The organism is Pseudomonas sp. MG-9 (assembly GCF_018729515.1).
Taxonomy (GTDB): Bacteria; Pseudomonadota; Gammaproteobacteria; order Pseudomonadales; family Pseudomonadaceae; genus Aquipseudomonas; species Aquipseudomonas serboccidentalis.
The window spans coordinates 106,674-125,035 of the sequence record NZ_JAHHZH010000008.1 but is presented as its reverse complement, the minus strand read 5'-3'; the positions used below and the strand labels follow the sequence as shown (position 1 = coordinate 125,035).

Here is an 18,362-nt window from a genome sequence, read left to right as displayed (position 1 = left end):
CTTGTGGGAGCGGGTCGGTTCCGGGCGGCGTTCCGACGATGGCATCGTCAGCGCCGCCATCGCCTGACAGAGGATCGATGCAATGAGCGGCAAACATTCCTTGCATGAGATTGAAGAGGCCGAAAAAAAGCCGCTGTGGCAGCGGCTCGGCTGGTTGGCCCTGATCTGGATCGGTAGCGTCGGCGCGCTGTTCATTGTCGCCAGCCTGATGCGCCTGTTCATGAACGCAGCCGGTCTGACCTCGCACTGAAACATCCCGTCCCGTTGCCCCTGGGCACGGATTTATGACCCTCTGTACCGCGGAGGGTTTTTTTTGCCTGGCGTTTACTTGCGTGCTTTGAGAATCACGAATTTCGGGGTTGCCGCCACTTGCTCGACGCCACGGAACAGCCGCGCCAGCTTGCTGTGATAACCCAGGTGGCGGTTGCCGACGATGTACAGCGCTCCGCCCACCACCAGCGCTTCTCGCGCCTGCTGGAACATACGCCAGGCGAGGAAGTCGCCGACCACCTGTTGTTGATGGAACGGCGGATTGCACAGCACCACGTCCAGCGATTGCGGCTCTTGCCCGGCCAGACCATCGCCGGCCCGCACAATCACTTCGCGCTCACCCAGGGCGGCGCGCCAGTTTTCAGCGGCCGATTGCACGGCCATGAACGATTCGTCGACCAGCGTGTAATGCGCGTCAGGGTTCTGCAGGGCGCTGGCGATGGCTAACACGCCGTTGCCGCAGCCAAGGTCGGCGACGCGAGCGCTGCCGAGGTTTTTGGGCAGGTGCGGGAGAAAGGCCCGGGTGCCGATGTCCAGGCCTTCGCGGCAGAACACGTTGGCGTGGTTGAGCAATTCGATGGCCGGTTCGTCGAGTCGGTAGCGCGAAGGGTAGGGGGAGGTCGCCGGGGCTTTTGCCTCGGGTGCAGCGATCAGCAAGCGAGCCTTTTTCACGGCCAATGAAGCCTGTACCGGGCCAATGTAACGCTCCAGCAAATCCCCGGCTGCGCGCGGCAGGTGCTTGACCATGGCGGCCGCCACGACTTCGGCGCCGGGTGCCAGTTGCCCTTGCAGGCGAATCAGCTGTTCTTCGAGCAACGCGAGGGTCTTGGGGACCCGGATCAGCACCCGATCAAACGGCCCGACCAATGGTTCACTGGCCGCAATGCCGCGCACCGCATCGAATGCCTGACCGTTGCGCACCAGATTCTTTTCCAGCCCCTGGAACGCCAGAAACGAATCGCCACTGCTGCTGACCTGAACCTTGCCCGCCAGACTCGCCGCCAGCGCCCCGAAACTGTCGTTGAGCACCAACACCCGGGTGTCTGCCGACGGTTGCTGTGCGGCCAGGTAATTGAGCAGGTATTCGTCAGCCGCATCGAATGCTTGCAGCGGTTCATTCTGCTGTTCGGGCTGGCGGATCAAATCGAGTTGGGCGAAGGGGGTGTCGAGCAAGGGCATGGGGCGGGAACTCTGGTTAATCAACGGGTGGCCCGCAGCCCAGGGTGTCGCGCAGCGGAACCGTCCGAGTGGAATACGACGTTTAACGTCATCACTCAGGAAGGTCGCAAATGGTACGTTTTTTTCCGTTGAAATACTCGCAGCTTTTAGGGGTTGGGGGCGTCGAGAAGACCGCAACGGCTGGCGGCGATGACGGCAGAAATCTTGTTGCAGACTTTCAGTTTGATGATCACGTTTTGCACATGGTAATTCACGGTGCGCTCGCTCAGACAGAGGATTCGGGCAATCTCGTAGGCCGTCTTGCCGAGCGCCGAGAGCTTCAGCACTTCCAGTTCCCGCGGTGAAAGATGCGGATGCTCCGGATTTTTTTGAGGTTTGGGCAGGGTTCTGACGAACAGGTCGCTCAGATGGCTGATCGCGTAAAGCATGTAGCCAGAATGCTCGTATAACTCGAGCGGGCTCAGCGGATCGTGTTTTCTGGCAAGACTGAGCGTGCTGCACAGCCCGGTAGCCTCATGGTGGAACGACTGGGACCAGCCGTATCGCAATCCATGTTGCTGTTGGGCCTCCCACAACTGGGGGGTGTGGGAAAAGAATTCTTCACTCCAGACAACGGGTAGCATGGAGCGATTGCAATGCGTGACTATCGGGTCAACTGTTCTGTAGCGTTCCTTTTCATAGAGTTGATTCCAATCTTGAGGGTAATTATTGATTCGCAAGGTTTTAAAGTCGGCGTTCCGATTAATTGATGTCAATGAGACAGCACAAAAATTGAAACCAATGTTTTGAGTGAATCGCAGCAGGATCGGATAAGCGGTCTCTATTTCTCTTGCGAAAGACAGTTGCTTTAATTGCGACTCCTTCCACATTTCCATCACAAACTCTCCGTGTCATTTCTTGGGGGGCTTGTTGGATCCAATGAATCCGGCACGCAGTCGAGTGTAGGATAGATCCTACAAGTTGCATTGAATTTTTTGCTCTTTTGGAGGTGGATTCGGTTGTTTGAAGTTATTAAGGGTAGATATGTCCTTGTGGCTTTATCTTTTATTTACTGAGCATTCGGACAGTATTCAGCGGTGTCTGGGGCTTTTTCTCATTACCGCGTTTTCATGAAAAGACATCACAAAATCAGTGGTTTTCTATGGTGTGAGTTTGCGTGAAACTGGCGGAGTACTTTCAGTGGAGTAGACCATGACTGTCAGCGCAGAGAAGTTTACCGCCCAGACCTTGCTCGACGTGCAGCCCTTGACCCCCAGTCTGTTCTCCCTGCGCACCACACGTGATGCGGGTTTCAGGTTCCGCGCCGGACAATTCGCCCGCCTGGGGGTAACCAGAGCTGATGGCAGTACGGTGTGGCGTGCCTACTCGATGGTCTCCTCACCCTTCGATGAATTTCTCGAGTTTTTTTCCATCGTGGTGCCGGGGGGTGAATTCACCAGTGAGCTGAGCCGATTGCAGGCTGGCGATACCTTGCTGGTAGAGCGCCAGGCCTTTGGTTACCTGACGCTGGATCGTTTCGTCGACGGTCGAGACCTGTGGCTGTTATCCACAGGGACCGGGGTCGCGCCGTTTCTGTCGATCCTGCAGGACTTTGAAGTGTGGGAACGGTTTGAGCGAATCATCCTGGTGTACAGCGTGCGTGAAGCACGGGAACTGGCCTATCAGTCGCTGATCGCGGGGCTGGCCCAGCGTGATTACCTGGCGGAGCACGCGCATAAACTGCAATTCATCCCCACGGTTACCCGCGAACATTTTCCTGGCGCCTTGCACGGCCGCATCACCAGCCTGATCGAAAGTGGCGAGCTGGAGCGTGTTGCAGGTGTTGAACTGACTGCCGAGCATTCGCGGGTGATGTTGTGCGGCAATCCGCAGATGATCGATGACACCCGGGCATTGCTGAAACAACGCTGCATGAACTTGAGCCTCACGCGGCGGCCGGGGCAGGTGGCCGTAGAAAACTACTGGTAAAAAAAACGGCGCCATCAGGCGCCGTTTTCATTCATGAAGCCGTCAAGGCCGGTCGTTCTGGGCTTTGAGCAGATCGCGGATCTCGCCGAGCAACTCTTCTTCCTTGGTCGGAACCGGTGGCAGGGAAGGGGCCACGGCTTCTTCGCGTTTCAGGCGGTTGATGGCTTTGACACCCATGAAAATCGCGAAGGCGACGATCACGAAGTCCAGAATGCTCTGGATGAATTTTCCGTAAGCCATGACCACTGCCGGGGCGTTGCCCTCGGCGGCTTTCAGCGTGATGGCCAGATCACTGAAGTCCACCCCACCGATCAGCAGGCCGATTGGCGGCATGATCACGTCACCGACAAACGACGAGACGATTTTGCCGAAGGCGGCACCGATGATGATACCGACGGCCATGTCGACCACATTGCCTTTGACCGCGAAGGCCTTGAACTCACTTATCACGCCCATAGGTTATTTCCTTGTTACAGATGAGGTTGGTGTACGCAGTGTAAATCAGCAAAACGCGTCCTGCGCGAAACACCTTCTTACAATGCCCGTTTTTATCGACACATGAATCGACGATTAGTTTGCAAAGTGCCACTAATCGCGCGCGAAATACGCCGTAACTCGCTGACCGGGAAGCCAATTTTTTCAATCATCGGGTTACGAACTTTCTATTTATGTTCGCGGACATAGCGCTCTAGCCTCTGTTTGGCGCACCTGGATGCGCCCAAAAGAACCAGAGGAACCTGATATGAACTCCACTCTTGGACTGGGGACTTTTCCCCATCGCCGTACGCTCGGCGTACTGACCGCCAGCCTGTTGACCTTCTCCGTGCAAGCCGCGCCCCTGACCCGGGATAACGGCGCAGCGGTCGGCGACAATCAGAACTCGCAAACGGCCGGCGCCAACGGCCCGGTGCTGCTGCAGGATGTGCAACTGATCCAGAAACTGCAGCGTTTTGACCGTGAGCGTATTCCCGAGCGCGTGGTGCATGCACGCGGCACGGGTGCCCACGGCACCTTCACCGTGACCAACGACCTCAGCGACCTGAGCAAGGCCAAGGTGTTCGCCGCAGGCCAGGTCACCCCGGTGTTCGTACGTTTCTCCGCGGTGGTGCATGGCAACCACTCCCCGGAAACCCTGCGCGATCCGCGGGGTTTTGCTACCAAGTTCTACACCGCCGACGGCAACTGGGATCTGGTCGGCAACAACTTCCCGACGTTCTTCATTCGCGATGCGATCAAGTTTCCGGACATGGTCCATGCGTTCAAACCCGATCCACGTACCAACCTTGACGATGACTCACGTCGCTTCGACTTCTTCTCCCACGTACCGGAATCCACCCGAACGCTGACCGAGCTCTACTCGAACTCGGGCACGCCGGCCAGTTATCGGGAAATGGACGGCAATGGTGTACACGCCTACAAGTTGGTCAACGCCAAAGGGGAAGTGCACTACGTCAAGTTTCACTGGAAGAGTTTGCAAGGCATCAAAAATCTTTCGCCAAAACAAGTCGTGACTGTTCAGGGTCAAGACTACAGTCATATGACCAATGACTTGGTGAGTAATATCAATAAAGGCAACTTCCCAAAGTGGGACTTGTACATTCAAGTGCTGAAACCGCAAGATTTGTCCAAGTTTGATTTCGATCCATTGGACGCCACCAAGATCTGGCCGAATGTTCCAGAGCGAAAAGTTGGACAAATGGTGTTGAACCGTAATCCGGCCAATGTGTTCCAGGAAACCGAACAAGTTGCCATGGCACCGGCCAATGTTGTTCCGGGCATTGAGCCTTCCGAGGACCGTCTGTTACAGGGCCGAGTGTTCTCTTATGCCGATACGCAAATGTATCGCCTGGGCGCCAATGCCCTGCAGTTGCCGATCAATGCGCCGAAAGTTGCCGTCAACAATGGCAATCAGGATGGCGCGATGAACTTCGGTGCCACCCAGTCTGGCGTCAACTACCAGCCGAGCCGTCTGCAGCCGCGTGAAGAGCCGCAAGGTGCGCGCTACAGCGAGTTGGCGCTGGCGGGCAGCACGCAGCAGGCGAAAATTCAGCGTGAGCAGAACTTCAAGCAGGCCGGTGATCTGTATCGCTCGTTCAGCCAGCAGGAACGTCAGGACCTGATCGACAGCTTCGGCGGCTCGCTGGCGACCACCGATGATGAGAGCAAGCACATCATCCTGTCCTTCCTTTATAAGGCCGATCCGGAATACGGGACCGGTGTGACCAAAGTGGCCAAGGGCGACCTGAGCCGGGTCAAGGTGCTGGCAGCAAAACTCGTCGACTGATCTCGACGCCATGCAACGCGGGGCCTGAGTCAGGCCCCGTTCTGCTCAAGGAGAGCGTTTATGCGTCCTTATCTTTTACTGTTGCTCGGATGCCTGTCCTTTACGGCGCAGGCCGGGCAAAGCCCTGAGGCGATCAAGGCCCAGTTGCAGGATTATTACTTTGATGCCGCCCGGCGCGGTGACGTGCCGATGCTCGACACCTTTATCGAATCCGGTTATCCCCTCGATACCCGCGACAGCAAGGGCTACACCGCGCTGATTCTGGCGGCGTATCACGGCCAGGGCGATGCGGTGGACCGCTTGCTGGCGGCGGGCGCCGATGCCTGCGCGCAGGATCAGCGTGGTAACACGGCGCTGATGGGCGCGATTTTCAAGGGCGAGATGCAGATCGCCCGACGGCTGATGGCCACCGATTGCAGCCCCGATCAGCGCAACGGCGCAGGTCAGACCGCCGCCATGTATGCCGGGTTGTTCAAGCGTGTGGAACTGCTCGATGCGCTCAAGGCCAAGGGCGCCGACCTCAATGCCGAAGACCCGCTGGGCAACAGCGCCGCGCGTCTGGCCAACGGTGAAATCCGCACCGCCGCGCCGCGTTGAACGATGGCTGCGTTATCATCGCGGTTTTTGCCGGGGGATCCAGATGGCCAAGGCCAAGCGCATGTACGGCTGCACCGAGTGCGGCGCAACCTTTCCCAAGTGGGCGGGCCAGTGCGGCGAGTGCGGCGCCTGGAACACCCTGACCGAAACCATGATCGAGAGCGGCGGTGCCACGGCGCCCACCGGGCGTACTGGCTGGGCCGGGCAGCAGGCGCAGATCAAGACGCTGGCCGAAGTCAGCATCGAAGAGATTCCGCGCTTCTCTACCGCGTCCGGTGAACTGGACCGGGTGCTCGGCGGCGGTCTGGTCGACGGTTCGGTGGTGTTGATCGGTGGTGACCCGGGCATCGGCAAGTCGACGATTCTGCTGCAGACCCTGTGCAACCTCGCCAAGAGCATGCCGGCGCTGTACGTCACCGGCGAAGAATCCCAGCAGCAAGTGGCCATGCGCGCCCGCCGTTTGGGGCTGCCGCAGGATCAGCTGCGGGTGATGACCGAAACCTGCATCGAAACCATCATCGCCACCGCCCGCCAGGAAAAACCCAAGGTGATGGTGATCGACTCGATCCAGACCATCTTCACCGAACAATTGCAGTCGGCCCCTGGTGGCGTGTCGCAAGTGCGCGAGAGCGCGGCGCTGCTGGTGCGTTATGCCAAACAGAGCGGTACGGCGATTTTCCTCGTCGGTCACGTCACCAAGGAAGGCGCGCTCGCCGGTCCACGGGTCCTGGAGCACATGGTCGATACCGTGCTGTATTTCGAAGGCGAGTCCGATGGTCGGCTGCGTTTGTTGCGGGCGGTGAAAAACCGTTTCGGTGCGGTCAACGAACTCGGCGTGTTCGGCATGACTGACAAGGGTTTGAAAGAAGTCTCCAACCCTTCGGCGATTTTTCTCACCCGTGCTCAGGAAGAAGTCCCGGGCAGTGTGGTCATGGCGACTTGGGAAGGTACCCGGCCGATGCTGGTGGAAGTGCAGGCGCTGGTGGATGACAGCCATCTGGCCAATCCGCGGCGGGTAACCCTGGGTCTGGATCAGAACCGCCTGGCGATGCTGCTCGCGGTCTTGCACCGCCACGGTGGTATTCCGACTCACGATCAGGACGTGTTCCTCAACGTGGTCGGTGGGGTGAAAGTGCTGGAAACCGCGTCTGACCTGGCGTTGATGGCAGCGGTGATGTCGAGCCTGCGCAACCGGCCGTTACCGCATGATCTGCTGGTATTTGGTGAAGTGGGGTTGTCCGGTGAAGTCCGTCCGGTGCCAAGCGGGCAGGAGCGTTTGAAGGAAGCAGCCAAGCATGGCTTCAAGCGGGCGATCGTGCCCAAGGGCAATGCACCGAAAGAGGCGCCGGCGGGGTTGCAGATCATCGCCGTGACCCGGCTGGAACAAGCCTTGGACGCACTCTTCGAGTAACCCAGAATCCTGTGTGGGAGCTGCCGCAGGCTGCGATCTTTTGATTGTGTTTTCAAGATCAAAAGATCGCAGCCTGCGGCAGCTCCTACATGGATCAGATTTCAATCAGGGCGCCCAATTCGCGCTCAAGTTCCGCCTCATCCGCCAGATTGAGCTCGATCAACCGCCGCAAGCGCTGGATCGATTCCAGGCTGATATGCCGGCAGACAAACCCCAGTTGCCCATGGTCTTCGTGGGCCAGATGCACATCCATCTGAATATCCACGTCATCGCTCAGATGAATGTCGACGAAAAAATCCTGCTCCGCATCCCCAAGCCACGGTTCCGGCCGTTCGATAAGCAGGCCCTTGAGCGACAGATCGATCAGTTTCACCGGCCAGATGTATTGGCCCTGACTCAGCTCGGTTCTGGCATCGAACGCAATACGTTTGAAGCGACGACGATTGGCTGGGGGTTCACTCATGGCGCAATCCTCAATAGGGTTCGCTGACTATAGACCGTTCCAGCAGGGGCCTGCCAACCAACAAGGCGTCTAGACCAATGTCGGGGTATGGTCTTTGCCGCCAGTAGCGCTAAACTCGGGGTGGCTGTCTTTCTTGTCCACCCTGGCTGGAATAATAAAATGAAAAATAATAATAGCCTGCTACGCCACTTACCCTGGCTAGTGCTGGCAATCGTAGGAGCGTGCGCCCTGGGCGTAGTGGCATTGCGCCGAGGAGAGGCGATCAACGCCTTGTGGATCGTGGTCGCAGCAGTGGCCATCTATCTGGTTGCGTACCGTTACTACAGCCTGTTCATCGCAAACAATGTGATGCAACTCGATGCTCGTCGGGCCACCCCCGCCGTGCTCAACAACGACGGTCTGGACTACGTTCCAACCAACAAACACATTCTTTTCGGTCACCACTTCGCCGCGATTGCCGGCGCAGGCCCGCTGGTCGGCCCGGTGCTGGCAGCGCAGATGGGTTATCTGCCCGGCACGCTGTGGCTGATTGCCGGGGTGGTGCTGGCGGGCGCGGTGCAGGACTTCATGGTTCTGTTCATGTCCACCCGTCGCAACGGCCGTTCCCTGGGCGACATGGTGCGTGAAGAAATGGGCCGCATCCCCGGCACCATCGCATTGTTCGGCTGCTTCCTGATCATGATCATCATCCTCGCGGTGCTGGCGCTGATCGTGGTCAAAGCCCTGGCCGAGAGCCCGTGGGGCATCTTCACCGTGATGGCGACCATCCCGATCGCGATGTTCATGGGCATTTACATGCGCTACATCCGTCCGGGCCGCATCGGCGAGATCTCGGTCATCGGCGTGTTGCTGCTGCTCGGTTCGATCTGGCTGGGCGGGCAGATTGCCGCCGATCCGGTCTGGTCCAAGGCTTTCAGCTTCACCGGTATCCAGATCACCTGGATGCTGATCGGTTACGGTTTTGTCGCGGCAGTGCTGCCGGTGTGGCTGATTCTGGCGCCACGTGACTACCTCTCTACGTTCCTCAAGATCGGCACCATCATCGCCCTGGCGATCGGCATTCTGGTGACCATGCCCGAGCTGAAAATGCCGGCGCTGACCCAGTTCGTCGATGGCACCGGTCCGGTATGGAAGGGCGGTCTGTTCCCGTTCCTGTTCATCACCATCGCTTGCGGTGCGGTGTCCGGGTTCCACGCGCTGATCTCTTCGGGCACCACGCCGAAGCTGCTGGATAACGAAACCAACGCCCGTTACATCGGTTACGGCGGCATGCTGATGGAATCGTTCGTGGCGATCATGGCCATGGTCGCCGCTTCGGTGATCGAGCCAGGCGTGTACTTCGCCATGAACAGCCCGGCCGCCGTGGTCGGCGGTGACGTGGCATCGGTCGCGCAAATGGTCAGCAGCTGGGGCTTCGCGATCACGCCTGAGGCGCTGCAAGCGGTGGCTCACGACATCGGTGAAACCACCATCCTGGCCCGTGCCGGCGGTGCGCCGACCCTGGCGGTCGGTATTGCGCAGATCCTGCACAGTGTCCTGCCGGGTGAAAACACCATGGCGTTCTGGTACCACTTCGCGATCCTGTTCGAAGCGCTGTTCATCCTGACGGCTGTGGACGCCGGCACCCGTGCCGGGCGCTTCATGCTGCAGGACCTGCTCGGTTCCTTCGTTCCGGCGCTGAAACGCACCGAGTCGTGGACCGCCAACCTGATCGCCACCGCCGGTTGTGTGGCGATGTGGGGCTGGTTGCTGTACCAGGGCGTGATCGATCCACTGGGCGGCATCAACACCCTGTGGCCGCTGTTCGGTATCTCCAACCAGATGCTGGCCGGTATCGCGCTGATGCTCGGCACCGTTGTGCTGATCAAGATGAAGCGTCAACGCTACATCTGGGTGACCCTGCTGCCAGCGGCCTGGCTGCTGATCTGCACCACCACCGCAGGCTTCATCAAGCTGTTCGACGCCAACCCGGCGATCGGCTTCCTGTCGCTGGCCAAGAAGTACAGCGATGCGCTGGCCAATGGTCAGATCCTCGCACCGGCCAAGAGCATCGACCAGATGCAGCACGTGATCTTCAACGCTTACACCAACGCAACGCTCACCGCGCTGTTCCTGTTCGTGGTCTTCAGCATCCTGTTCTATGCGCTCAAGGTCGGCATCGCCGCCTGGGGCAAAAAAGAGCGTACGGATAAAGAATCGCCATTCCAGGCCCTGCCGGACGCGTAACCAGAGGATTGCACCATGTTCAATGACCTGAGTCGCCTCGGTAAATACCTCGGTCAGGCCGCGCGCCTGATGGTCGGCATGCCCGACTACGACACCTACGTCGAGCATATGCAAACCAAACACCCGGACAAACCGGTGATGAGCTACGAGATGTTCTTTCGTGAACGTCAGGAAGCGCGTTACGGTGGCAAGGGTGGGCCCAAGTGCTGTTGAGCTGACAGCCCTCGGTTGAGGTAATCCCCTGTGGGAGCGAGCTTGCTCGCGAAAGCGGTGTGTCATCGAGCAATGATGTCGACTGACACGCCCCCTTCGCGAGCAAGCTCGCTCCCACAGTTGTTTTTGTGTTGTTCATTCATTTTGTGAAGGGGATCGATTTGTCTTCTCCCATACCCGTAACGGTACTCAGCGGTTTCCTCGGCGCCGGCAAGACCACTTTGCTGCGTCACCTGCTCAAAGCCGAGCACGGCCTGAAAATCGCCGTGATCGAGAACGAATTCAGCGACGCCGGCATCGACACCCAATTGCTGGGTGACGAACCGGTGCAAGTCATGACCCTGGCCAACGGTTGCGTGTGCTGCACCATTCACACCGACCTGACCAAGGCGCTGTACCTGCTGCTGGAACGCCTGGACAGCGGCGAAATCGCCTTCGACCGTCTGGTGATCGAATGCACCGGGCTGGCCGACCCGGCGCCAGTGGCGCAAACCTTTTTCATCGATGAAGAGCTGCGCGAACGCTATCTGCTCGACGGCATCATCACCCTGGTGGATGCCGCTCACGCCGACCTGCACCTGACCCAGACCATCGCCCAGGCGCAGATCGGTTTCGCCGACCGCTTGCTGGTGAGCAAGACTGATCTGGTGGACGAGGCGACGTTCACCGCGCTGAGCGAACGCCTGACGCGGATCAACCGTCGTGCGCCGATCCGCGTGGTCGAGCATGGCAACATCGATCTGGCGGAACTGCTCGACGTGCGTGGCTTCAATCTCAACGCCGACCTTGGCGGCGGGGTGAGTCTGCGTCCGGTGAGCAAGGCGCCCTCGATCGACCGCATTTCCAGCCTGGTACTGCGCACTGAGCAGCCGCTGGATATCGATCAGCTCAGCGAGTTCATGAATGAGTTGCTGGAAGAGCACGGCAAGCAATTGCTGCGCTACAAGGGTGTACTGAACATCGCTGGCGAGGATCGGCGCCTGGTGTTTCAGGGCGTGCTGAAGCTCTACGGTTTCGACTGGGACACCGAATGGGCCGAGGGTGAGGCGCGGGAAAGTGTGATTGTGTTTATTGCCGATGATTTGCCGGAAGAGAAGATTCGGGAAGGTTTTGCCCGAGTGGTTATCGATTGAAAGTTTTAAATTTCATGACGAACGGCACTCGTTGGTTTTTTTGTAACGAGTGTCGAGTGTTTGATAGAGAAGTTTTGAAACTGTTGGATGTCGAGTTTTTTTGGGAGTGTCGGGGTGGTAGTGATGGATATTGTTCTGATAGGTGAAAGGATTTATGAGGCAGGATGTTGGTAGTACAACTGTGTGCATGGTTTTCGTTTGTGTTGGTCACATTTGGTTGGGTTTTTTGAAGTAAGTATTTTTCGCTCCTGTGTTAACTTTGAAATGTGCCGCTCAATGGCACCTATCAATTTATAACAGGAGAAACATATGAAAGATAAAGTTCTGGAAATGTCGGGTGATTTCGCCAGCGAGTTTGAAGCTTATGTAAAAGCAGGTGTCAACAAGATGGCCGGTGTTGAAGTGATGGCAACCACTGCCATCACCTGCGAGAGCCTGGGTTGCACGTTCGGCTGCTAAGGCCTTCTGTAACATATGGCGGATAGCTTATCCGCCATACTGCTCAAGGTGGAAAAATGCTAGCTGACATTCTGACGTTTCAAGAACGCAAATCATCGGGTTCTGGAGGTGTCGTCGATGTCGACACCCTGCGTAGCACCCTGGACATGTTGCATAAAGACGATCATGCCCTGCTGCTTTATTTTGGTATGGGCAAAAGCGACTTGGTTGAATGGTTTGAAAATAGCACCAGACAGCCTGTACTGGAAAAGCAGTTTCCGTCTCTGGAGATGCTTGAGAAGAAAATTCGACTGATTATGTCCGTGTCTGAAAAAGACCGCATCTGCAATGCGGAGGATGAACCATTTTCAGGCTTTTACGATTGCATGTTTGATTACTTTAGATATACGTTTCAGTGCGACAGCAGATACAAGCAAGCCCATGATTGTTGTAACCTCGAATCATTGATTTCCGGTGTCAGGTATTATGTGTCGGGCTGTGTTAAACGGCTCTCTGAAAAATCCCTGGTGCATTTCCTTAATACGCGCATATCTGAGGGTGTTGAGTCAGATCTGGGATCTTTCGAACAATATTTGAACGCGCGCGGATCAGGCCAGTTCCTCTTGGACTATCCGGTGCTTGCCGACTTGTTGATCAAACAATTGGAAGGCATCGCAGGTTATCTCTACAAGATCATTTCCCACTTTGCTGACGATTTGCGTGTACTTGCTCAGGTGTTCGATTTGTCTGGCCGGCGAATAGACTCGATCAAACTTGGAATGGGGGATCCCCACGCCAATGGTGAAACAGTTTGCGCAGTACGGGTCGGGAACGAATCGCTGGTTTACAAACCACGAAGAAACGGAGAAGCGCAGCTCTATAGCTCGCTGCTGGCGCTGCTGTACGAAAAAAGCGCTGATGAATGCTTTTCCGCTCATACCCCTTTGCTGGCATGCATGGAAGATCATTGCTGGATTGAAAACATCGATAATCGCGCCTGCGAGACACAGGCCGATCTGGCTCTGTTCTACCGGCGCGCAGGCGCGCAGATAGCCCTTGTCCACGCTTTGAACGGCATCGACTTTCATTACGAAAACATCATTGCGTGCGGGAGTAGCCCCGTCATGATCGATCTTGAATGTCTGTTCACTGCCTCCATGATCGATTTGCAAGACGATCTTCCCAGCAATGGAGCTTTGTTCAAAACCCTCAAGCTCAACAGCCTTTCAGTCTTTAGCAGTGGTTTTGTTCCCTATTCGCCGGATTCGGACAACGATTTCAGTGGCCTGACGTCTCAAAAGCAATTCAGCACGACGACCAGGCATTTGGTGCGCGAGCAAGGCTTGTACCATCTGAGGCGCATACAGGTCAGCAAAACCCCGATTATCAAACATCTGCCGGTTTTCAACGGCGTGCCGTGTTCGGTAGAGCTTTATCAAGAGGCTTTTCTGGAGGGGTTCGTATTTGCCTACGATGAGGTGATGACGCATCAGGCAGCGGTGCTTGACTGTATCCGGCACCATGCCTCCCAGTTGAAAACACGGGTGTTGCTCAAAAATACCCAGCGTTATATCGACTTTATCGAACTGACACTGCACCCACGCTTCACGCAATGCATGCTCCAGCGGCAGCTGTTGCTCGCGACCCTGTGGTCCGAGTCGAATGCATCGCTCATTGCAAAAAATGTGGCCGCCTACGAGTTGGCGGATCTGCAAAGTGCCAACATTCCAAGTTTCACCATGCCCATCGCATCGAATCGGATATACGATTCCCACGGCACATTTGTGGCTGCGCTCGACATCGCTAGCCCCCTGGAAAGTTGCCAACGAAAACTGAGCTCTTTCTGCTCCGGGGACAGAGCGTTCCAGACCTTTATACTGAAGGAGTGCCTGTTCCCTCCGGGCAATGAGGCGATGCCCATGCACCGGCGGCATATCGCCAAAGGCGTGCCGAACCTGCAGCCAGCTCAGTATTTGGAAGGGGCTCTCAAGGTCGCGGCGGTCATAGAACGATTTCGTATTGGTAGTTCAGGAGGGGACGTGGCGTGGACGTTCCTGAACGCTCACCCGACAACCCGCCGCAAGTACCTCTCACCCATGACCAACAGCCTTTACAGCGGCATGGGCGGACTCGCGGTTTTTTATATGAGCTTGTACCGGGTCAGCGGTCGGGCAGAACACTTGGCCCGGGCTGATCAAATTGTCGATTCGATGGCCAGATCCCATGAACATTTTGACAGTGACATGGCCGTCAGTGCCTATTTTGGTCTGGCGTCGTACCTCTACGTGCTGGTCAATCATGAGCAAGTGACGGGGCGGGATATTCACTGGGCGACGATTAACGGGTTACTGCTCAGACTTGATGATTATCCACAGCAGGGGGATGACTTCGATTTCCTTAACGGTTGGTGCGGGACCGTCACGCTACTGGCGAATCTCTATCTGCTTGGGCCGCGGAAACGCTTGATTCCTTTGATCGAAAGGCTCACGGCTGCCATCCGGGCGGAACTGCTCAATGAAGGTGGGCGATTTGTGCGCAAGGCCTGTTCGACTCCACTGCTGACCGGATTCTCCCATGGGATTTCCGGCATTCTCCATGCGCTTTCCAAGGTCTATGAGGTGACCGCAGACGCGACGTTGATTACGCTGATGAAGGATCTGCTGGAGGACGAAAATCGCCAAAAGAACCATGGATTCTGGCTGGATTTACGTGAGCCGTCGAAACCCGCTCACATGACCAAATGGTGCCACGGTGATGCAGGAATTCTGATCGCCAGGCTGCAACTCAGGCATGCGCTCAAAGACGTGATGGGCGCCGACGACCTGGCGACGGTCGAGAGCGATATCCGCAGGTGTGAAAGCAATCTCTGGCGCCATGGCCTTGGTTCCGGTTACAGCCAGTGCCATGGTGATTTCGGCAATCTAATGTGTCTGTTGTCACTGTACCGCTGTACAGAAAATCGTCAGGGTATCGCGAGAACCTTGCAGGCACTTTCCGAGGCCGCTGACAACTTTTTCAATGAAGATTTGATCACGCAAGACAGCGTGCCTGTGCTTGGGATGATGTTGGGCGTCGCGGGTGTCGGTCAGGCACTGTTAAGCGCGATTGATTCGACGTTACCCGATCCCCTGGCATTGACCTTCTTCATGGCGCCGAACCCAGCAGTTGCTGTTCAAGATCGCTCAGGTGTCGGTTCATCAGATGAGCTGCGGCATTGACGTCATTGCGCTCCATTGCATCGACAAGGGAGGTGTGTGTCTGCACCGTCGTGTCCTGGTTGGTCTGTTGTCGACATTGGGCCAGCGCCAGAGACGTCATGGGCACCAGGCTGCCGAGAAAGTGCGCCAGGGGGGCATTGCCTGCCAGTTTGGCCAGTTGCAGGTGGAATTCTCCGGATAGCCGAATGGCGGCTCCGAACTGACCAAGGGTGCGGAATCGACGCTGTTCTTCAATCAGTTCGCGCAGTCCTTCAAGTGCGGCAGGTTGCAGCTGCTGGCAGGTTAGCTCAAGCAGCATGATTTCGGTCAGGCGCCGCGCATGGAGTATCTGGCGGGTTTGTTCGGGAGTAGCTGTAGCAATTTTCGGGCGCTGATGAGTGCGCAAGATGACGACGTGCTCATGGGACAGCTGTGTCAGCGTCCGACGTATCTGGCTGCGGCTCGCGCCGAACATCTGCACCAGGCTCTCTTCTGTAAAACGACTGGTCGCGGTGAGGCGCTGATCCAGGATTGCTTCGAATACCTGCGGGTAGGGGTCGTCCGCCAGTGGCTTGTGGCGAGGCCCACGGGGAAAGGGCAGGGTGGCAGGGATCTTGCGATCATATTGCAGTGAAGCGAAGCTGTTCATGGCCTGTCTCCAGTTCGAAGAGGTTCAACGGCTGAGGTTGTCATCCGGAATATTCAACTCGATGCCCATCCGCTGGCCTTCGCGCAGAATGTGCCGACGCATTTCGGCGCTGGCCTGGGCGCTGTTCTTGCTGCGGATGGCGCGCACCACCGCTTCGTTTTCTTCCAGGCGTTCGGCCAGGTGCTCAGGCGAATTGCGCAGCACTTCGGCGCTTTGCTTGAGAGCGTTGCTGGTTTGCTGCACCACGCTCTGGAAGATCGGGTTCGAGGTCAGGGTGAACAGTTCTTCGTGGAAGGCGATGTAGGCGCTGACTCCGGCTTCGCTGTCGCCCGCGTCGAGGGCTTCGCGCATGTCCATCAGGGTCAGGCGCAGTTGCCCGACTTCCTTGCTGCTGATCGACTGCGCAACCAGGCCGACGATGAATGGCTCAAGGGTGTAGCGCAGTTGCAGCACGTCTTCGAGACTGGCGCCGGCCACCGCGCTGTCGTGGCTCTGGCTGTCACTGAGCTGGGCGTCGAGCACCACCACGCCTTTGCCCGGCATCGAACGGACGAGGCCGAGCGTTTCCAGAACGATCACCGCTTCGCGCAGGCTCGGGCGGCTGATGCCCAATTGTTCGGCCAGTTCGCGCTGGCCCGGCAGCATGTCGCCGGAGCGCCACTGACCACGGGCCAGCGCGGCGCGCAGTTTCTCTACCACTGAGTTGACGACGGTTGATGTAGTAATCACGTATTGGCTCCATGCACCGTGCCTGCGGGATGGCAGGCACGGCGGTCATTCAGAATTCTTTGGCCGCCGCCTGGGCGACCGGTTTTCTCGGCTGAAAGGTATAGCCCTGCTCGCCGTTGAGCACCTTGTTCGCCCGTTGTACATCGATGTCCTTTTCCCAACGGGCGATGGCCACGGTAGCGACACAGTTGCCGATCAGGTTGGTCAGCGCCCGGCCGATGCCCATGAACCAGTCCACCGCCAGCACCAACACCAGCCCCACCACCGGAATCGCCGGAATCGCCGTCAGCGTCGCCGCCAGAATCACCAGCGCCGAGCCGGGAATGCCGTGGGCGCCCTTGGAGGTGATCAGCGACACCAGCAGAATCGTCAGCAGATCGGTCATTGCCAGTGGTGTGCCGGTGGCATTGGCGATGAACACGATGGCCAGGGTCAGGTAGATCGAAAAGCCGTCGAGGTTGAACGAGTAGCCGGTGGGAATCACCAGACCGACCGTCGAGCTGCCGATGCCCAGGTGCTCGAGTTTGCGCATGATCTGTGGCAGCACGGCGTCGGAGGAGGCGGTGCCCATGACGATCAGCAATTCTTCACGCAGGTACTTGAGCAGTGGCCACAGACGCAGGCCGGATGCGCGCATCACCAGACCCAGGATCACACTGACGAAGGCCATGCAGGTCAGGTAGAACAAGCCGACCAGACTGCCCAGGTGCTGCAGCGAATCGAGGCCGTACTTGCTGGTGGTGAAGGCGATGGCGCCGAACACGCCGATCGGCGCCAAACGCACGATCATGCCCATGATCCTGAAGATCACATGGCTCAGTTCGTTGATCAGCCGCGAGATCCCGGAGGCCGCTTCACCCACCAGATTCAACGCGCTGCCGAACAGCACCGAGAACAGCAGCACTTGCAGGATGTTGTTGTCGGCGAAGGCGCCGATCACTGAGGTCGGGATCAGGTCCATCAGGAATTGCGTGGTGGTGTGCATGTGCTGACCGCGCTCGGCGATGTCGCCCATGTCGGCGACGGACAGCTGCTCCAGATGGATATTCGCGCCGCTGCCGATCCCGGTGCTGAAGGCGAATACCAGACCGATCACCAGCGCGATGGTGGTCAGCACTTCAAAGTAGATCACCGACTTGAGGCCGATGCGCCCGACCTTCTTCAGGTCGCCGGCGCCGCTGATGCCGCTGACCACGACGCAGAACACGATCAGGCCGATGAGCATCTTGATCAGTTTGATGAAGCCGTCGCCCAGCGGTTTGAGCTGTGCCGAATATTCGGGAAGGGTCAGCCCGCAGACGATGCCGAGCACCAGTCCGAGAACCACTTGGAGGAAAATTGAACGCGAGCACCATCTGAGCATGGGAGGAATCCTGGTCGGTGTCCTGGCTGCCGTGTGCGGGGCACATCAGATTCAGGACTTAATTATTGTGGTCTTACCGGTATGTCCAGTGCAGGCGCAGTCTACGCTCGGGTTTTTCTGGAATACAAGAGGGAAACACAAAATTGGCATGACCGGTCTGACCAGTGGTGTTTGATCAGGATTTGCAGGTGAATGGGAGATGAGAGATGCCCGGCCTTGATCGGCCGGCCGGGCGAGAGGGT

Annotated in this window: 17 protein-coding genes; 10 read left to right on the top strand and 7 right to left on the bottom strand. The window is 57.6% G+C overall.

Annotation, left to right across the window (positions count from 1 at the left end):
- Positions 1 to 82 precede the first annotated feature (82 nt).
- Complete coding sequence (locus KKQ10_RS20960; RefSeq protein WP_215502175.1) at positions 83 to 250, top strand: DUF2474 domain-containing protein; 168 nt, start codon at positions 83 to 85, stop codon at positions 248 to 250.
- A 74-nt stretch (positions 251 to 324) separates the two neighbouring features.
- Here the strand turns inward: KKQ10_RS20960 and KKQ10_RS20955 are convergent, their stop codons facing one another.
- Entirely contained in the window at positions 325 to 1,449 is a 1,125-nt protein-coding gene (locus tag KKQ10_RS20955) for a methyltransferase (protein ID WP_127652621.1), read from the bottom strand.
- A gap of 146 nt (positions 1,450 to 1,595) precedes the next feature.
- The gene (locus KKQ10_RS20950; protein ID WP_215502174.1) at positions 1,596 to 2,324 is read right to left on the bottom strand and encodes a helix-turn-helix transcriptional regulator; all 729 of its coding nucleotides are present in this window, start codon (positions 2,322 to 2,324) and stop codon (positions 1,596 to 1,598) included.
- 316 nt (positions 2,325 to 2,640) lie between these two features.
- Between KKQ10_RS20950 and KKQ10_RS20945 the strand changes: the two genes are divergently transcribed.
- A complete protein-coding gene (locus KKQ10_RS20945; RefSeq protein WP_127652619.1) occupies positions 2,641 to 3,417 on the top strand; it encodes a ferredoxin--NADP reductase in 777 nt (258 codons plus the stop codon).
- A 42-nt stretch (positions 3,418 to 3,459) separates the two neighbouring features.
- On the opposite strand, the gene mscL is transcribed toward KKQ10_RS20945, so the two are convergent.
- Complete coding sequence (gene mscL, locus KKQ10_RS20940) at positions 3,460 to 3,873, bottom strand: large-conductance mechanosensitive channel protein MscL (protein ID WP_127652618.1); 414 nt, start codon at positions 3,871 to 3,873, stop codon at positions 3,460 to 3,462.
- Between the two features lie 286 nt (positions 3,874 to 4,159).
- Between mscL and katB the strand changes: the two genes are divergently transcribed.
- From katB to radA, 3 genes are read left to right on the top strand one after another with little or no spacing between them, the layout of a single operon-like run.
- Entirely contained in the window at positions 4,160 to 5,701 is a 1,542-nt protein-coding gene (katB, locus tag KKQ10_RS20935) for a catalase KatB (protein ID WP_215502173.1), read from the top strand.
- Between the two features lie 60 nt (positions 5,702 to 5,761).
- Positions 5,762 to 6,298 (top strand): ankyrin repeat domain-containing protein, encoded by a 537-nt coding sequence (locus KKQ10_RS20930; RefSeq protein ID WP_127652616.1) that lies wholly within the window; start codon positions 5,762 to 5,764, stop codon positions 6,296 to 6,298.
- A gap of 43 nt (positions 6,299 to 6,341) precedes the next feature.
- A complete protein-coding gene (gene radA / locus KKQ10_RS20925; RefSeq protein ID WP_003228407.1) occupies positions 6,342 to 7,709 on the top strand; it encodes a DNA repair protein RadA in 1,368 nt (455 codons plus the stop codon).
- A 94-nt stretch (positions 7,710 to 7,803) separates the two neighbouring features.
- Here the strand turns inward: radA and KKQ10_RS20920 are convergent, their stop codons facing one another.
- A complete protein-coding gene (locus tag KKQ10_RS20920; protein ID WP_127652615.1) occupies positions 7,804 to 8,172 on the bottom strand; it encodes a PilZ domain-containing protein in 369 nt (122 codons plus the stop codon).
- A gap of 159 nt (positions 8,173 to 8,331) precedes the next feature.
- On the opposite strand from KKQ10_RS20920, the gene KKQ10_RS20915 reads away from it, so the two are divergent.
- The 5 genes from KKQ10_RS20915 to KKQ10_RS20895 all read left to right on the top strand — a co-directional run bounded on the left by KKQ10_RS20915 (position 8,332) and on the right by KKQ10_RS20895 (position 15,400).
- Positions 8,332 to 10,398, top strand: a complete 2,067-nt coding sequence (locus KKQ10_RS20915; RefSeq protein WP_127652614.1) for a carbon starvation CstA family protein — start codon at positions 8,332 to 8,334, stop codon at positions 10,396 to 10,398.
- A 15-nt stretch (positions 10,399 to 10,413) separates the two neighbouring features.
- Positions 10,414 to 10,611, top strand: coding sequence for a YbdD/YjiX family protein (locus tag KKQ10_RS20910; RefSeq protein WP_003228401.1), 198 nt, complete (start codon positions 10,414 to 10,416; stop codon positions 10,609 to 10,611).
- A gap of 146 nt (positions 10,612 to 10,757) precedes the next feature.
- Entirely contained in the window at positions 10,758 to 11,744 is a 987-nt protein-coding gene (gene yjiA / locus KKQ10_RS20905) for a GTPase (RefSeq protein ID WP_425518808.1), read from the top strand.
- A gap of 309 nt (positions 11,745 to 12,053) precedes the next feature.
- Positions 12,054 to 12,203, top strand: a complete 150-nt coding sequence (locus KKQ10_RS20900) for a hypothetical protein (protein WP_215502171.1) — start codon at positions 12,054 to 12,056, stop codon at positions 12,201 to 12,203.
- Between the two features lie 56 nt (positions 12,204 to 12,259).
- Positions 12,260 to 15,400 (top strand): type 2 lanthipeptide synthetase LanM family protein, encoded by a 3,141-nt coding sequence (locus KKQ10_RS20895; protein WP_215502170.1) that lies wholly within the window; start codon positions 12,260 to 12,262, stop codon positions 15,398 to 15,400.
- On the opposite strand, the gene KKQ10_RS20890 is transcribed toward KKQ10_RS20895, so the two are convergent.
- From KKQ10_RS20890 to KKQ10_RS20880, 3 genes are read right to left on the bottom strand one after another with little or no spacing between them, the layout of a single operon-like run.
- Positions 15,327 to 16,028: a GntR family transcriptional regulator gene (locus KKQ10_RS20890; RefSeq protein ID WP_215502169.1), complete on the bottom strand. Its 702-nt coding sequence runs from the start codon at positions 16,026 to 16,028 to the stop codon at positions 15,327 to 15,329. The genes KKQ10_RS20895 and KKQ10_RS20890 overlap by 74 nt on opposite strands.
- A 24-nt stretch (positions 16,029 to 16,052) precedes the next feature.
- Positions 16,053 to 16,757 (bottom strand): FadR/GntR family transcriptional regulator, encoded by a 705-nt coding sequence (locus KKQ10_RS20885; protein WP_215502168.1) that lies wholly within the window; start codon positions 16,755 to 16,757, stop codon positions 16,053 to 16,055.
- Positions 16,758 to 16,806: 49 nt separating this feature from the next.
- Positions 16,807 to 18,120 carry a C4-dicarboxylate transporter DctA gene (locus tag KKQ10_RS20880; protein WP_215502167.1) on the bottom strand — a complete coding sequence of 438 codons (1,314 nt, stop codon included), beginning with the start codon at positions 18,118 to 18,120 and terminating at the stop codon, positions 16,807 to 16,809.
- Positions 18,121 to 18,362 lie beyond the last annotated feature (242 nt).

What these genes read in the sequence shown, in the direction of transcription:
- KKQ10_RS20895 (WP_215502170.1), top strand. Translation starts at nt 12,260, where the DNA reads ATGCTAGCTGACATTCTGACGTTTCAAGAACGCAAATCATCGGGTTCT.
- katB (WP_215502173.1), top strand. Translation starts at nt 4,160, where the DNA reads ATGAACTCCACTCTTGGACTGGGGACTTTTCCCCATCGCCGTACGCTC.
- KKQ10_RS20955 (WP_127652621.1), bottom strand. Translation starts at nt 1,449, where the DNA reads ATGCCCTTGCTCGACACCCCCTTCGCCCAACTCGATTTGATCCGCCAG.
- KKQ10_RS20945 (WP_127652619.1), top strand. Translation starts at nt 2,641, where the DNA reads ATGACTGTCAGCGCAGAGAAGTTTACCGCCCAGACCTTGCTCGACGTG.
- KKQ10_RS20930 (WP_127652616.1), top strand. Translation starts at nt 5,762, where the DNA reads ATGCGTCCTTATCTTTTACTGTTGCTCGGATGCCTGTCCTTTACGGCG.
- KKQ10_RS20880 (WP_215502167.1), bottom strand. Translation starts at nt 18,120, where the DNA reads ATGCTCAGATGGTGCTCGCGTTCAATTTTCCTCCAAGTGGTTCTCGGA.
- KKQ10_RS20910 (WP_003228401.1), top strand. Translation starts at nt 10,414, where the DNA reads ATGTTCAATGACCTGAGTCGCCTCGGTAAATACCTCGGTCAGGCCGCG.
- KKQ10_RS20950 (WP_215502174.1), bottom strand. Translation starts at nt 2,324, where the DNA reads ATGGAAATGTGGAAGGAGTCGCAATTAAAGCAACTGTCTTTCGCAAGA.
- KKQ10_RS20890 (WP_215502169.1), bottom strand. Translation starts at nt 16,028, where the DNA reads ATGAACAGCTTCGCTTCACTGCAATATGATCGCAAGATCCCTGCCACC.
- mscL (WP_127652618.1), bottom strand. Translation starts at nt 3,873, where the DNA reads ATGGGCGTGATAAGTGAGTTCAAGGCCTTCGCGGTCAAAGGCAATGTG.
- KKQ10_RS20960 (WP_215502175.1), top strand. Translation starts at nt 83, where the DNA reads ATGAGCGGCAAACATTCCTTGCATGAGATTGAAGAGGCCGAAAAAAAG.
- KKQ10_RS20915 (WP_127652614.1), top strand. Translation starts at nt 8,332, where the DNA reads ATGAAAAATAATAATAGCCTGCTACGCCACTTACCCTGGCTAGTGCTG.
- KKQ10_RS20900 (WP_215502171.1), top strand. Translation starts at nt 12,054, where the DNA reads ATGAAAGATAAAGTTCTGGAAATGTCGGGTGATTTCGCCAGCGAGTTT.
- KKQ10_RS20920 (WP_127652615.1), bottom strand. Translation starts at nt 8,172, where the DNA reads ATGAGTGAACCCCCAGCCAATCGTCGTCGCTTCAAACGTATTGCGTTC.
- radA (WP_003228407.1), top strand. Translation starts at nt 6,342, where the DNA reads ATGGCCAAGGCCAAGCGCATGTACGGCTGCACCGAGTGCGGCGCAACC.